This window comes from Xanthomonas sp. NCPPB 1068 (assembly GCF_041479385.2).
In the GTDB taxonomy this organism is placed as follows: domain Bacteria; phylum Pseudomonadota; class Gammaproteobacteria; order Xanthomonadales; family Xanthomonadaceae; genus Xanthomonas; species Xanthomonas cannabis.
On the sequence record NZ_CM192986.1, the window covers coordinates 3839024 to 3852662 of the forward strand.

10 protein-coding genes are annotated in these 13639 nt (G+C 65.9%); 5 read left to right on the plus strand and 5 right to left on the minus strand.

Features of this window, described 5'->3' with window-relative positions:
• Window positions 1-373: 373 nt before the first annotated feature.
• The 3 genes from leuB to leuC all read right to left on the minus strand — a co-directional run bounded on the left by leuB (window position 374) and on the right by leuC (window position 3670).
• Window positions 374-1447 (minus strand): 3-isopropylmalate dehydrogenase, encoded by a 1074-nt coding sequence (gene leuB, locus ACCQ12_RS16280; RefSeq protein WP_184385939.1) that lies wholly within the window; start codon window positions 1445-1447, stop codon window positions 374-376.
• A gap of 67 nt (window positions 1448-1514) precedes the next feature.
• Window positions 1515-2162, minus strand: coding sequence for a 3-isopropylmalate dehydratase small subunit (gene leuD, locus ACCQ12_RS16285; RefSeq protein WP_166752179.1), 648 nt, complete (start codon window positions 2160-2162; stop codon window positions 1515-1517).
• 68 nt (window positions 2163-2230) lie between these two features.
• Window positions 2231-3670, minus strand: coding sequence for a 3-isopropylmalate dehydratase large subunit (leuC, locus tag ACCQ12_RS16290; RefSeq protein ID WP_372382248.1), 1440 nt, complete (start codon window positions 3668-3670; stop codon window positions 2231-2233).
• Between the two features lie 120 nt (window positions 3671-3790).
• Between leuC and ACCQ12_RS16295 the strand changes: the two genes are divergently transcribed.
• Complete coding sequence (locus tag ACCQ12_RS16295) at window positions 3791-4669, plus strand: LysR family transcriptional regulator (RefSeq protein WP_047696994.1); 879 nt, start codon at window positions 3791-3793, stop codon at window positions 4667-4669.
• 207 nt (window positions 4670-4876) lie between these two features.
• Here the strand turns inward: ACCQ12_RS16295 and ACCQ12_RS16300 are convergent, their stop codons facing one another.
• Window positions 4877-7879 (minus strand): two-component regulator propeller domain-containing protein, encoded by a 3003-nt coding sequence (locus ACCQ12_RS16300; protein WP_372382249.1) that lies wholly within the window; start codon window positions 7877-7879, stop codon window positions 4877-4879.
• Between the two features lie 314 nt (window positions 7880-8193).
• On the opposite strand from ACCQ12_RS16300, the gene ACCQ12_RS16305 reads away from it, so the two are divergent.
• The 3 genes from ACCQ12_RS16305 (at window position 8194) to ACCQ12_RS16315 (ending at window position 11035) form a co-directional block, all read left to right on the plus strand.
• Window positions 8194-8847, plus strand: coding sequence for a TetR/AcrR family transcriptional regulator (locus ACCQ12_RS16305; RefSeq protein ID WP_372382250.1), 654 nt, complete (start codon window positions 8194-8196; stop codon window positions 8845-8847).
• 128 nt (window positions 8848-8975) lie between these two features.
• Window positions 8976-9632, plus strand: coding sequence for a protein-L-isoaspartate O-methyltransferase family protein (locus ACCQ12_RS16310; RefSeq protein ID WP_047696996.1), 657 nt, complete (start codon window positions 8976-8978; stop codon window positions 9630-9632).
• Window positions 9633-9652: 20 nt separating this feature from the next.
• Window positions 9653-11035 carry a TolC family outer membrane protein gene (locus ACCQ12_RS16315; RefSeq protein WP_039406284.1) on the plus strand — a complete coding sequence of 461 codons (1383 nt, stop codon included), beginning with the start codon at window positions 9653-9655 and terminating at the stop codon, window positions 11033-11035.
• Window positions 11036-11312: 277 nt separating this feature from the next.
• Here the strand turns inward: ACCQ12_RS16315 and waaA are convergent, their stop codons facing one another.
• The gene (waaA, locus tag ACCQ12_RS16320) at window positions 11313-12629 is read right to left on the minus strand and encodes a lipid IV(A) 3-deoxy-D-manno-octulosonic acid transferase (RefSeq protein ID WP_372382251.1); all 1317 of its coding nucleotides are present in this window, start codon (window positions 12627-12629) and stop codon (window positions 11313-11315) included.
• Window positions 12630-12689: 60 nt separating this feature from the next.
• Here waaA and ACCQ12_RS16325 point away from each other — a divergent pair, with 60 nt between their 5' ends.
• Window positions 12690-13610, plus strand: coding sequence for an LpxL/LpxP family Kdo(2)-lipid IV(A) lauroyl/palmitoleoyl acyltransferase (locus tag ACCQ12_RS16325; protein WP_166744304.1), 921 nt, complete (start codon window positions 12690-12692; stop codon window positions 13608-13610).
• Window positions 13611-13639 lie beyond the last annotated feature (29 nt).

Consider the following 13639-nt stretch of genomic DNA (forward strand, 5'->3'; position numbering starts at 1 on the left):
GCAGATAGATGGCTTGCCGATCACATCGGCTGGGAAGTCTGCAGGCATCAACACGTGCTTGAAGCATTGCTTGCCGATCAACGATAGCAATGGTGGAAGCGTGGTGTCGCGTCCGGGGGCGGGACCGTGTGGCGGCATGGATGCCGCCACCGAGCCTCCACGGACGGATTCACCGCGTGTCCCGACACTGGATGCGGCGCCGCGCTGCCGACCAACTTCGCACCGATCAATCTTGCGCACAGCATCTAGAATTTCCATGCGAGTGCTTCGCTTGACTGATGTGATCACACATGGAGAGCCACCAAACGAAAGTGGCTATCGCCCGAAGAACGATAGCCACCAGAACAGCTACAACGCGTCGGAAGCAGGCGCTTTACAGCGCGGCCACCACTGCATCGCCCATAGCCACGGTACCAACCTTGGTAGTGCCTTCCGACCAGATGTCGGCGGTGCGCAGGCCCTGGTCGAGCACCTTGCCGACAGCCTGCTCGATGGCGTCCGCTGCAGCCGATTGCGCGAAGGTGTAGCGCAACATCATTGCCACCGACAGGATGGTCGCCAGCGGATTGGCGATGCCCTTGCCTGCGATGTCCGGCGCCGAGCCGTGGCAGGGCTCATACATGCCCTTGCTGTTGGCATCCAGTGAGGCCGACGGCAGCATGCCGATCGAGCCGGTGAGCATGGATGCCTGGTCGGACAGGATGTCGCCGAACATGTTGTCGGTCACGATCACGTCGAACTGTTTGGGCGCACGCACCAATTGCATGGCCGCGTTGTCCACGTACATGTGCGACAGCGCGATATCCGGGTAGTCCTTGGCGACTTCTTCGACCACTGCACGCCAGAGCTGGCTCGATGCCAGCACGTTGGCCTTGTCGACCGAGCACAGCTTCTTGCCGCGCAAGCGCGCCATGTCGAAGCCGGCCTTGGCGATGCGGCGGATCTCGCTTTCGCTGTACGGCAAGGTGTCGTAGGCCTGACGCTCGCCGTTATCCAGCGTGCGCGTGCCGCGCGGCTGACCGAAATAGATGCCGCCGGTGAGCTCGCGCAGGATCAACAGATCCAGCCCGGACACCACCTCCGGCTTGAGCGTGGACGCATCGGCCAATTGCGGATACAGCAACGCCGGGCGCAGGTTGGCGAACAGGCCCAGCTGCGAGCGGATCTTGAGCAGGCCGCGCTCCGGCCGCAGCGACGGGTCGATGGTGTCCCACTGCGGGCCACCGACGGCGCCCAGCAGCACCGCATCGGCAGCGCGCGCACGCTCCAGCGTTTCATCGGCCAGCGGGCTGCCGTACTTGTCGTAGGCCGCGCCACCCAGTTCGTCGTACACCAGGGTGAAGCCCAAGCCGTGTTGCGCATCGATGCGCGTCAGCACCTTGACCGCTTCGGCCATGATTTCCGGGCCGATGCCGTCGCCGGGAAGAATCAGAATCTGCTTGCTCATGCAATCCTCGTGGAAGGGCGCTACCGCACCCGTTTTTCATTGTGCTGCGGCGTTCACGACGCAAGCATTACTGCAACGCGCCGAACAACCACGGTTGGCGTGCGCGATGCCCTTGCTCGAAACGACCGATTGCATCGGCGTCTTGCAGGGTCAGGCCGATATCGTCCAGCCCGTTGAGCAGGCAGTGCTTGCGGAAGGCGTCGATGTCGAAACCGTATTCCACGCCATCGGGACGGCGCACACGTTGTGCGGCCAGATCCACGGTGAGCTGATAGCCCTCGGTGGCCAGGCATTGCTCGAACAAGGCATCCACTTCCGCTTCCGCCAGCACGATCGGCAGCAGGCCGTTCTTGAAGCTGTTGTTGAAGAAGATGTCGGCGAAGCTGGGCGCGATCACGGCGCGAAAACCGTACTCGTCCAGTGCCCACGGCGCATGCTCGCGCGAGGAGCCGCAGCCGAAGTTCTCGCGTGCCAGCAGCACGCTGGCGCCCTGATAGCGCGGGAAATTGAGCACGAACTCCGGATTGAGCGGGCGCTGCCTGTTGTCGCGGCCGGGCTCGCCGATATCCAGATACCGCCATTCGTCGAACAGGTTCGGCCCGAAGCCGGTGCGCTTGATCGACTTGAGGAACTGCTTGGGAATGATCTGGTCGGTATCGACGTTGGCGCGATCCAGCGGCGCGACCAGTCCGGTGTGTTGGGTGAAAGGAGTCATTGGAGTGCCGGGAATGGGGAATGGGGAGTTGGGAATAGGCAGAGCAGGAAGCGGGCTTTGGCGATTCCCTATTCCCGATTCTCGATTCCCTGCAAGCCACGCACATCGACAAAGTGTCCGCTCACCGCCGCGGCAGCGGCCATCGCCGGGCTGACCAGATGCGTGCGTCCACCGGCGCCCTGGCGGCCTTCGAAGTTGCGGTTGGAGGTGGAGGCGCAATGTTCGCCGCTGCCGAGCTTGTCCGGGTTCATGGCCAGGCACATCGAGCAACCCGGCTCGCGCCATTCGAAACCGGCCTCCAGAAATACCTTGTCCAGGCCTTCTGCTTCGGCCTGTGCCTTGACCAGACCCGAGCCCGGCACCACCAACGCCTGCTTGATGGTGGAAGCGACCTTGCGGCCCTTGGCCACTGCGGCGGCGGCGCGCAGGTCTTCGATGCGCGAGTTGGTGCACGAGCCGATGAACACGCGATCCAGGCGGATCTCGGTGATCGGCTGATTTGCACGCAAGCCCATGTATTTCAGCGCGCGCTCGATCGAGTCGCGCCTGGTCGGGTCCTGCTCGGCGGCCGGGTCCGGCACCTGCTGATCCACCGCCAGCACCATTTCCGGCGAGGTGCCCCAGCTGACCTGCGGCTTGATGTCGTCGGCGCGCAGCTCCACCACGGTGTCGAAGTGCGCGTCCGAATCGGAGACCAGCGTGCTCCACAACGCGACAGCCGCATCCCAGTCGGCGCCCTTGGGCGCGAACGGGCGGCCCTTGACGTAGGCAATGGTTTTTTCGTCCACCGCCACCATGCCCACGCGGGCGCCGGCTTCGATGGACATGTTGCAGATGGTCATGCGCCCTTCCATCGACAGGTCGCGGATCGCGCTGCCGGCAAATTCCAGTGCGTGGCCGTTACCGCCGGCGGTGCCGATCTTGCCGATCACCGCCAGCACGATGTCCTTGGCGGTCACGCCGAACGGCAGCGTGCCTTCCACGCGCACCTGCATGTTCTTCATCTTCTTGGCGATCAGGCACTGCGTGGCCAGCACATGCTCGACCTCCGAGGTGCCGATACCGTGCGCCAGCGCACCGAATGCGCCATGCGTGGAGGTGTGCGAGTCGCCGCAGACCACGGTCATGCCCGGCAGCGTGGCGCCCTGCTCCGGGCCGACCACGTGCACGATGCCCTGGCGCGCATCGTTCATCTTGAACTCGAGGATGCCGAAGTCGTCGCAGTTCTCGTCCAGGGTCTGCACCTGCAGGCGCGAGACTTCATCGGAAATCGACTCCAGCCCACCCTGGCGCTCGGCACGTGTGGTCGGCACGTTGTGGTCGGGGGTGGCAATGTTGGCATCGATGCGCCATGGCGTGCGCCCGGCCAGACGCAGGCCTTCGAAGGCCTGCGGCGAGGTCACCTCGTGAAGGATGTGGCGGTCGATGTAGATCAGCGAGGAGCCGTCGTCACGACGGGCGACCTCATGCAGTTCCCACAGCTTGTCGTACAGCGTCTTGGCAGTCATCGCGGCAATCCGGGTGGCGAATGGTGGGTGCGCCCACCTGGCTGAGATCGATGCTAGGAGCTTGCCTTGGATAACGCAAATTCATATTGTTTATTCAACAAATGAATTTCAGGAATGCCAGTGGATCTCGCAAGCCTCAACGCATTCGTGGCCATTGCCCAGAGCGGCAGCTTCTCGGCGGCCGGCGAGGCGCTGCACCTCACCCAACCGGCGGTGAGCAAGCGCATCGCCTTGCTGGAGGGCCAGTTGTCGGCGCGGTTGTTCGATCGCCTGGGCCGCCAGGTGGTGCTGACCGAGGCCGGGCAGGCCCTGTTGCCGCGCGCCCAACGCATACTTGCCGAGCTAGAGGACACCCGCCGCGTGCTCGAGCACCTCGGGGCCTCGGTTGGCGGGCGCCTGAGCCTGGCCACCAGCCACCACGTGGGCCTGCACCGCCTGCCGGCGTTGCTGCGTCGCTTCGCTGCGCAGCACCCGCAAGCCGCGCTGGACATACAGTTTCTGGATTCGGAACTGGCATATGCGGCGGTGCTACGCGGCGAGGTCGAACTGGCTGTGACCACCCTGGCACCGGACACGCGCGCGCCGCTGCGCGCGCGGCCAATCTGGCACGACCGTCTGCAGTTCGTGGTGGCGCCCGACCATCCATTGGCCGCCCTGCGGGAGGTGACCCTGGAACACGTGGTCGCGCACCCGGCAGTGCTGCCGGACCCCGGCACGTTCACCCATCGCATCGTCGCCGGGCTGTTTGCCGAGCGGGGCCTGGCGCCACACCTGCGCATGACCACCAATTATCTGGAGACGATCAAGATGCTGGTATCGGTGGGGCTGGCCTGGAGCGTGTTGCCCGAACGCATGATCGACCATCAGATCGTCGCGCTGCCGCTGGCCGATGTGACGCTGTCGCGCGAGCTGGGCTGCGTGACGCACGGCGGGCGTACCTTGTCACGTGCGGCGCAGGCGTTTGTGGCGTTGTTGAACGCACAGGCAGACCAGACGTGACGCGTTCCCTGGAGCGCATGGTGCACGACATGCTCCGCTCGCATCCGCACCCACATGCCAGCACTGCTGCGCCGCTGGTCCGCACAGTGTCACAAGGATAAAGACATTAGCGGAGCGCTCACGCATCGCACGCAAGAACAGGCGCATCCAGCCACCGCTGTTCTGCACTGCTATACGCGACAGACAACGTAATACGCCGGCACGAGGTCAGTGGTCGACCAGCCGATCGCGCCCCTGCCGCTTGGCCTGGTACAGGCGACGGTCCGCCAATGCCAGCAGTTCGCGCCGCGTCGGCGCTTCGTGGCTCATCGCCATGCCCATGCTTGCGGTGCACTGCACGCTGGTGCCGTGCGCATCCACTTCGATCGCCGCCAGGCGTTGCCGCATGCGCTCGAACAGCGCGCGTGCCTGCACCGCGTCCAGCCCGGTGGCGGCCAGCAGGAACTCTTCGCCGCCATGGCGCGCGGCGAAACACTGCGCCTGATCCTGGGCGCTCAAGGCATCGCCCAGCGCGCTCAACACCGCGTCACCGACGTCATGGCCGTACGCGTCGTTGATGTGCTTGAAGTGGTCGATGTCCATCAGCGCCAGCGCCAGTGCCGGGCCACCGCTGCGTGCAGCGTCGAACCACTGCTGCAGCACACGCTCGGCTTCGCGCCGGTTGGGCAATGCAGTGAGCACGTCATGGCTGGCACGGTATTCCAGTTGCTGCATCAGGGCTTCACGCTCCGCGCTGGCCTGCTGCAGGGCCAGATTCTTCTCGCGCAGTTCGCGTGTGCGCCGGTCGATCACGGTATTGAGCTGGCGCTGGCTTCGCCGGTAGCTGGCCGTACGCCACAGGTAAAACCCGTAAATCAGGCTGGCCAGCGCAAGGACGCCCAGCGCGATCACCTCGCCACGGCGCCACCACGGCGGAGCCAGTGCGATGACCAGACTGGATTCGCCAAGGAGCGCGGTCTGTCGCCAGTCCACCGGCAGCGACATCGCCTGCACACGGAAACGGAAGCGGCCCGGCGGCAGGTTGGTGTACACCGCCTCGGTGGCCGTGTCGGCGTCCACCCATTCCGGGTCGAAGCCTTCCAGGCGATAGCGGTAACGCACCTTGTCGGGCCCGCGGAAATTCAGCCCGGCATAGCCGATGGCGATGCGCCGCGTCTCGGCGCCAAAGCGATGCGGGCCGCTCACCGGCTGCACCATGCCATCGACCAGCAAGCGCTCGAACACGATGGGCACGCGGTGACCTTGCAAGGTGCCGACGCGCGCCGGATCGATCACGCCCAGGCCGGCGGCGGTGGGAAACAGCAATTGCCCGGACAAGGTCAGCCAACCGGCCGGTGAACTGCTGCCGTTGCCCTGGTTCCCGGGCATGCCGTCGCTGCGGTCCACCACCTCCACACTCAACTGCTCGCGGGTGCCGGCATCGATCTGGTCAAAGTCGCTGCGCGCGATGCGGAACACGCCGTGATTGCTGGACAGCCACAGGTAGCCGCGGCCATCGTCGATCACGCGGAACACCTTGTCGCGCGGCAGGCCTACGCGGTGGTCGTAGACGCGGAACTGCTCGCCATGCAGGCGCAGCAGGCCACGATCGCTGGCGATCCACAGATCGCCGCTGGCGTCACGCAGGAAGTCGAAGGCGTTCTGCCCAGGGAAATCCTGCTCGCCCAGCCACGCACGCGTGCTGCCACCCGGCGACAGACCGGTCATGCCGCGATCGGTCCCGATCCAGATGATGCCCTGTGCATCGCGGTATAGCGCCTGCACCGAACCATCAGGCACACCGTCGGCCGCGGTGTAACGACGCGCCTTGCCATGCCGCCAGCGCACCAGCCCGCCGGTGGTGCCGATCCACAGATCCTCGCCATCGGGCAATACCGCCCGCACCGACAGCGAGGGCAACCCATCGTCCGCACCGATGCGCACCAAGACCCTGCCCTGCGCGTCCAGCCGCAGCACGCCCTGGCTGTAGGTGCCGGCCCAGACCCCGCCGTCGCCGGCATCGGCCAGCGACAGCACCGATTGCTCCAGGATCCGGCCACCTTCGGACGGCAACAGCGACACCCGGCTGATCTGATCGTTGCGCCAGCGGTCCAGGCCGACCGCACTGCCGACCCACACAGTGCCATCGCGGGTCTGCAACACCGTGCGCACGTAATCCGAGGCCAGCCCGTCATCCTGGGTGACGCCGTGCGCGGCGCCTTCGGCAATCCGGAACAGGCCATGGGTGCTGCCGACCCAGATCAGGCCCTCGGCATCTTCCAGCAATGCCGGGCTGGCGACACCGGAGATCTGCACCTGTTCGTCGGGCACCCCGGCGCTACGATGCACCAGCAGCGTGCCGCTGGGCATGCTCATCCACAGATGCCCGCGCCGATCCAGCAACAGCGCATCCACCCGCTGGCCCTGGCGAAACCGTTGCAGCCCGCCGGCGCGGCCCCACCACCACACGCCATCGTCGCCAGCGACCAGCAGGCCGCCCTGGCGATCGCTGGCAAGCCGTCGGACCGGTACGGCCTGCATACCATGCGCCTTGCCCCAGGCTTCTGCTGCACCGCCGGTGCGCGGCAGCCGGTACAAGCCGACTTCGGTGCCCACCCACAGCTCGCCGGTGTCGTCGGCCGACAGCGCGGTGATGCGCGCGTGCGGCAACCCGGCCTGGCGCCCGACATCGACCAGGCGCCCATCCGGCTCGATCCGGTACAGCGACTGCGGCGTGCCCACCCATAACGCGCCATCGGCACGACGCAGCAACGCGCTGACCGCCAGATGGCGCGCCGAGGCATCGCCCAATTGCTGCCACTTGCCATCCCGGTACCGGTAGACCCCGTCGAAGGCGGTCCCGAACAACATGCCGCCGGTGCTGTCGCGCAACACCACGAACACGCCCCCCAGTTCCACGCCCGGGGTGTTCTGGCGGTCGTAGACGGTGAAGTCGCGACCGTTGAACCGCGCCACGCCTTCCCAGGTGCCGAGCCAGATCAGCCCGTCCTCGCCCTGGGCTACCGCATGCACCAGGTTGTGCGGCAGGCCGTCGTCCATGTTCCAGCGCGTGACGGTGTGATAGGCGGTGTGGTCGAGCTCCTGCGCGCCAGCCAGCGGCAACCCGAGCGTCGCGCAGCACAGCGCGACCCACAGCCACAGCAGCGCCGCCCGCAGCACACCTGTGCTGCGAACGCAGCCTGCATGCGTCTGCGCCCCGACCCTGTCCACGCTTCCGTCCCCTCGTCCGTGCCTGCTGGCCCCGCCTGCCGGTATGCACTGACAGGCCTGCGGCAAATCTATCACCGGGGTTTTCGGCCCGCCCTAGGTGGATTCCCCACAGCTGCCGGGACCACCATGACACCGGGAGGCATTCGGCCGGGACGGTGATGGCCCATCACTATTTCAGCGGCAACGGGCGCGCGGGGCGTGGGCATCTGCCGCCCGCTTCCACGCGGTGCAGACCTGTGGATTTGCGACGCGCGCGCTGATGCATTCAGGCCACCGAGTATAAATATAGAACCCGATGGTCTAGTATTGGCGGCATGTCCAGCTCGCCCCCCCTCAAGTCCAAGGCCAAGAGCAACGGCCCTGGGCGTCCCAAGGATCTTGGGAAACGCGCCGCCATCCTGGGCGCTGCGCGCACCATGTTCATGGAGCAAGGCTATGCCGGGGTCAGCATGGATGGGATCGCCGCACAGGCCGGCGTCTCCAAGCTGACCGTCTACAGCCATTTTGGCGACAAGGAGAGCCTGTTTTCCGAGGCGATCCGCGCGCAATGCCAGCACATGATGCCGGACGACCTGTTCGACCATGCCCCCGAGGGTGCATTGCGCGACCAGTTGATCGAGATCGCGCATGCGTTCTTTGCCATGGTCAGTACCGACTCGGCCATTTCCACCCACCGCATGATGATGGCGCCCGGCACCGGCGACGTGCATGTGCGCGAGATGTTCTGGGACGCCGGCCCCAAGCGGACCCAACAGGCGCTGGCGGATTTCCTCTCCGCACGGGTGGCCGATGGCCAGCTGGAGATCACCGACCTGGCCCGCGCGGCGTCGCAGTTCTTCTGCCTGCTCAAGGGCGAGTTGTACGCCTTGATGATGTGCGGCCTGCACGGCCAGCCCAGCCGTGCGCAGGTGGACGAACACATCGAATCCAGCGTGGACTTCTTTTTGAGGGCCTATGCACCCCGCTGACCGCCCCCGGCCTTTGGTGGCGATGACTTCCGGCACTGCGCCGGTGGTCCATGCGCGGCGATGCTAGATGCGCCAGTTGCCCCGCGCACCGGTAAAATGTCCGCCCCACCGCGTTGGATAACCGCACCATGACGATCGATTTCACCCAGGCCCGCGAAAAGATGGTCGAGCAGCAGATCCGGCCGTGGGACGTGCTGGACCTGCGCGTGCTCGACGTGCTGGCGCGCATGCCGCGCGAGGCCTTCGTGCCGGAGGCTTACAAGACCCTGGCCTATGTCGATGTGGAGATTCCGCTGTCGGCCGGCCACAAGATGATGAAGCCGGTGGTCGAAGGCCGCATGTTGCAGGCGCTGGATCTGCAGCCGGGCGAAGACGTACTGGAAGTGGGCACCGGTAGCGGCTTTGCCACCGCCTGCCTGGCGGCGCTCGCGCGCGAGGTCGTCAGCCTGGAAATCGACCCCGCGCTGGCCAGCGCCGCGCGCGCCAATCTGGACGCAACCGGCCTGGGCAGCAATGTCCGGATCGACACCGCCGATGTGTTCGGCTGGCAGAGCGAACGCCGTTTCGATGCCATCTGCGTGACCGGCGCAGTCGACACCCTCCCCGTCCAGTGGCTGCAATGGTTGCGCCCGAATGGCCGGCTGTTTGTCGTGCGCGGTCACGAACCGGTGATGGAAGCGGTCCTGGTCCGTGGCGATGTCAACGCCCCGCGCATCGAATCGTTGTTCGAAACCGACCTCGCCTATCTCCAGGGCGCCGCACCCACGCCCCGATTCCAATTCTGATTCCCAAGGAAGCTTCCCCGATGATTCGCCGATCCCTCGTTCTGGCCCTGGCCGCCGCCCTGTCTCCCATGGCTGCGCACGCCACCGACCTGCTGCAGGTCTACGAAATGGCCCGCAACGGCGATCCGCAGCTGGCCGTGGCCGAGTCCACGCGCCTGGTCAATCGGGAAGGCCAGGTACAGGCGCGCGCGGCATTGTTGCCGCAGCTGGACGGCACTGCCGGATTCACCCAGGCGCATCGCGAATTGGAAGGGGTTGACGGTCGTTCGACGACCAAGCAGCGGCAGTACGCGATCCAGGGCAGCCAGACCATCTTCAACTGGGCCCAGTTCGCCAACCTGCGCGCCCAGCGCGAAATCGCCAAGGCAGCCGATTTCACGCTGGCGTCGGCGAACAACGATTTGATCACCCGTACGTCGGCGGCGTACTTCCAGGTGCTGGTGGGCATCGAATCGCTCGCGGCAGCAGAGACCAACGAAGCAGCCGCCAAGAAGCAGTTCGACTACGCGGACAAGCGTCTGGAGGTTGGCCTGGCGCCGATCACCGACGTGCACGAAGCCCGTGCCCAGTACGACCAGGCGCGCGCGGACACCATCAACGCACGCAATACGCTGAAGGATTACTACCAGGCGCTGACCGAACTCACCGGCCAGCCGGTGGTGGGCTTACGTGCGCTGCCGGAAGACTTCCGCCCGGAAGTGCCGGCGGCCTACAGCAATGTCGATCAACTGGTATCCACCGCCATTGCCGATAACCCGGCATTGAAGGCACAGCAACTGCAGGTCAGCGCGGCCGAAGCGCAGGTCAACGCCGCGCGTGCCGGGCATTACCCGACCCTGAATCTCGGCGCCAATATCGGCCGCAGCAACAGTTGGGGTGGCCAAGGAACGGTAGATCAGGCAGCTGGCAACTTCACCACCAACGGCCGCGACATCGATACCGATTCGATCGGCGTGACCTTGTCGATCCCGATCTTCGCTGGCGGCGCAACCCAGTCGGCCGTGCGTCAGGCGCTGTCACGTCGTGACATCCAGCAGGACACCTACGAGCAGCAGAAGCGCGCGCTGGATCGCAATACGCGCAATGCCTATCAAACCGTGGTTGCCGGCATCAGCGAAGTGGAAGCGCGCCGCCTGGCGGTGGTCTCCGCACAGGCGGCCTATGACGCCTCGCAGGTCGGTCTGGAAGTCGGCACCCGTACGGTGCTGGACGTGGTGCAGAACCAGCGCACGCTGTTCCAGGCACAGCTGAACTACGCACAGTCGCGCTACACCTTCCTGCAGAACCGGCTGTTGCTGGGCCAGGCCATCGGCAAGCTCGATATCACCGATCTGCAGGACGTCAACCGTCTGTTGTCGCAGGATGCCGAGTCCAGGCTGCAGGGCAGTGGCTCGCTGCAGTAAGACGAACCACAGGTAACGCGAAAGGCGGGCCCAGGCCCGCCTTTTTTGTACGCGCCAGGCAATTGCATGTGCGCTTTTCGTGGCGACTGCTGCAAGTACGGTTAGTACGGTAAAGCGGTCGTTACGACGCCCGACGCGATGCGTTGGATAAAGCCAGGCTCGCGTCAGTCACCGTTGCACGCTCTCACTGGTGAACGCAACGACGCTGCAATCTGGCAGCTGGCGGCGGCAGGACCGCGGCATGTCATGCACGCAGCCACATGCGGATCAACAAGCCTCACGCAGCAGCGCCGTCGTTCGCCACCGGCGGCAGATCCGGCGCAATGTGCAGCAGCGTGCGCGCGACGGCGCCCTTGCCATTGGCGACCAAGGCCAGGCCAGCGGCGGCCATTGCGTCACGCTGTGCAGGATCGCCCAACAAGCGGGCAAGGTCGTTGTACACGCACTCGGCGTCCTCGCAGATGGCCACCGCATCGGCTTCGCGCATGCGCCGCGAGATTTCGGAAAAATTATGCAGATGCGGGCCGGTAACCGCGGGCGTGCCGACTGCCGCCGGCTCCAGCAGGTTATGCCCGCCGATCGGCTGCAGGCTGCCGCCGACGAAGGCCACCTGCGCGCAGGCATAAAAACTCATCAGCTCGCCCAAGGTATCGATGACAAACACCTTGTCGCGCGCGTGTGGCCATTGCTGGGTCTTGCGCGTGGACACGGCCCAGCCACGTTCGCGCGCCAGCGCCTCGACCTTGGGAAAGCGTTCCGGATGGCGCGGCGCCCACAGCAGCAACAGGTCGGGCCATTGCAGCAGAAGCCGCGCATGGATATCGGCCACCGCTGCCTCTTCGCCTTCGTGGGTACTGGCGGCAATCCACACCGGGCGGGTGGCCGGCACATGCGCGCGAAACTGCGCGACCAGCGCCTGCAACTGCGCCGGCGCAGCGATATCGAACTTGAGATTGCCCAATGCCACCACCTGGTCCGGACGCGCGCCAAGGGTGATGAAACGCTCCGCATCGTCCTGCGACTGTGCCGCCACGCAGGTCACCGTGCGCAGCGCGCGGCTGATCAACGGGGCCAGCACGCGATAACCGCGCAACGACCGCGCCGAGAGCCGCGCATTGAGGATGTACAACGGAATCTTGCGGTCGCGACAGCCGAACAGCATGTTCGGCCACAACTCGGTTTCCAGGATCAGCGCCAGCCGTGGCCGGAAATGCTCCAGAAACCGGCCCACGCTACCGGGCACGTCGTAAGGCAGATACACATGATCGACCGCATCGCCCCACACGGCGCGCACGCGCTCGGAGCCGGTGGGGGTGATGGTGGTGATGACCCAGCGGATGTCCGGCCGCTGCGCACGCAAGGCATTGACCAGTGGCGCAGCGGCGTTGACCTCGCCCACCGACACCGCGTGCACCCAGACCCGTGGACGGCCACAGGCATGCGTGTACGAGGCATAGCGCTCGTTCCAGCGGTTGAAATACTCGCGCACGCGAAAGCCTCGCCACACCAGGTGGTACACCGTGACCGGCAACAACAGGTAGAGCAGCGCCGAGTACAGCCCGCGCAACAGCCATTCGATCGGGTCTTTCCGCATGCGTGCAGGATACGGGAGCGTCCGCAGGTGCGCATGTGCACGATCCCTTAGAATTGCCGCATGTCAGAACCCGCCAACGTCGCCGTCCGCCCGTCCCTGCGCAATCCCAGGCACTGGCCCATGTATCTGGGCCTGGCCGTCATGGTGCTGGCCGGGCGCCTGCCCTGGACGCTGCAACGCGCGTTGGGCCGCGGCGTGGGCTGGATCGCGATGCGCGCGGCGGGCACGCGGCGACGCGCTGCCGAGGTCAACCTCAAGCTGTGTTTCCCCGAGCAGGACGATGCCTGGCGGGCACGACTGCTGCGCGACAGCTTCGATGCGCTGGGCGTGGGCCTGTTCGAGTTCGCGCGCGCCTGGTGGGGCAGCATCGACGCCATCCGCCCGGGGGTGCAGATCGAAGGCCTGGAACATCTGCAGCGGCTGCAGGAGCAGAAGCGTGGCGTGCTGCTGGTGTCCGGGCATTTCATGACGCTTGAGATGTGCGGGCGCCTGTTGTGCGACCACGTGCCGCTGGCCGGCATGTACCGCAGGCACCGCAATCCGGTGTTCGAATGGGCGGTCAAGCGCGGGCGGTTGCGCTATGCCACGCACATGTTCGCCAACGAGGACCTGCGCGCCACCATCAAGCATCTCAAGCGCGGCGGTTTTCTGTGGTACGCGCCGGACCAGGACATGCGCGGCAAGGACACCGTGTTCGTGCCGTTTTTCGGGCACCCGGCCTCCACCATCACTGCCACCCATCAGCTGGCGCGGCTGACCGGTTGCGCAGTGGTGCCCTACTTCCATCGCCGCGAAGGCGGCCGCTACCTCCTCAAGATCGCACCGCCGCTGGCAGGCATCCCGTCCGAGGACGTGATCGCCGATACCACGCAGGTCAATGCGGCGATCGAGGACATGGTGCGCGAGGCGCCGGACCAATACCTGTGGATCCATCGCCGCTTCAAGCGCCAACCGGGCGGCCGCAGCGCGTTCTACCAGTGACGCCCGCGGCCCTGTAGCGTGCTGCAGGT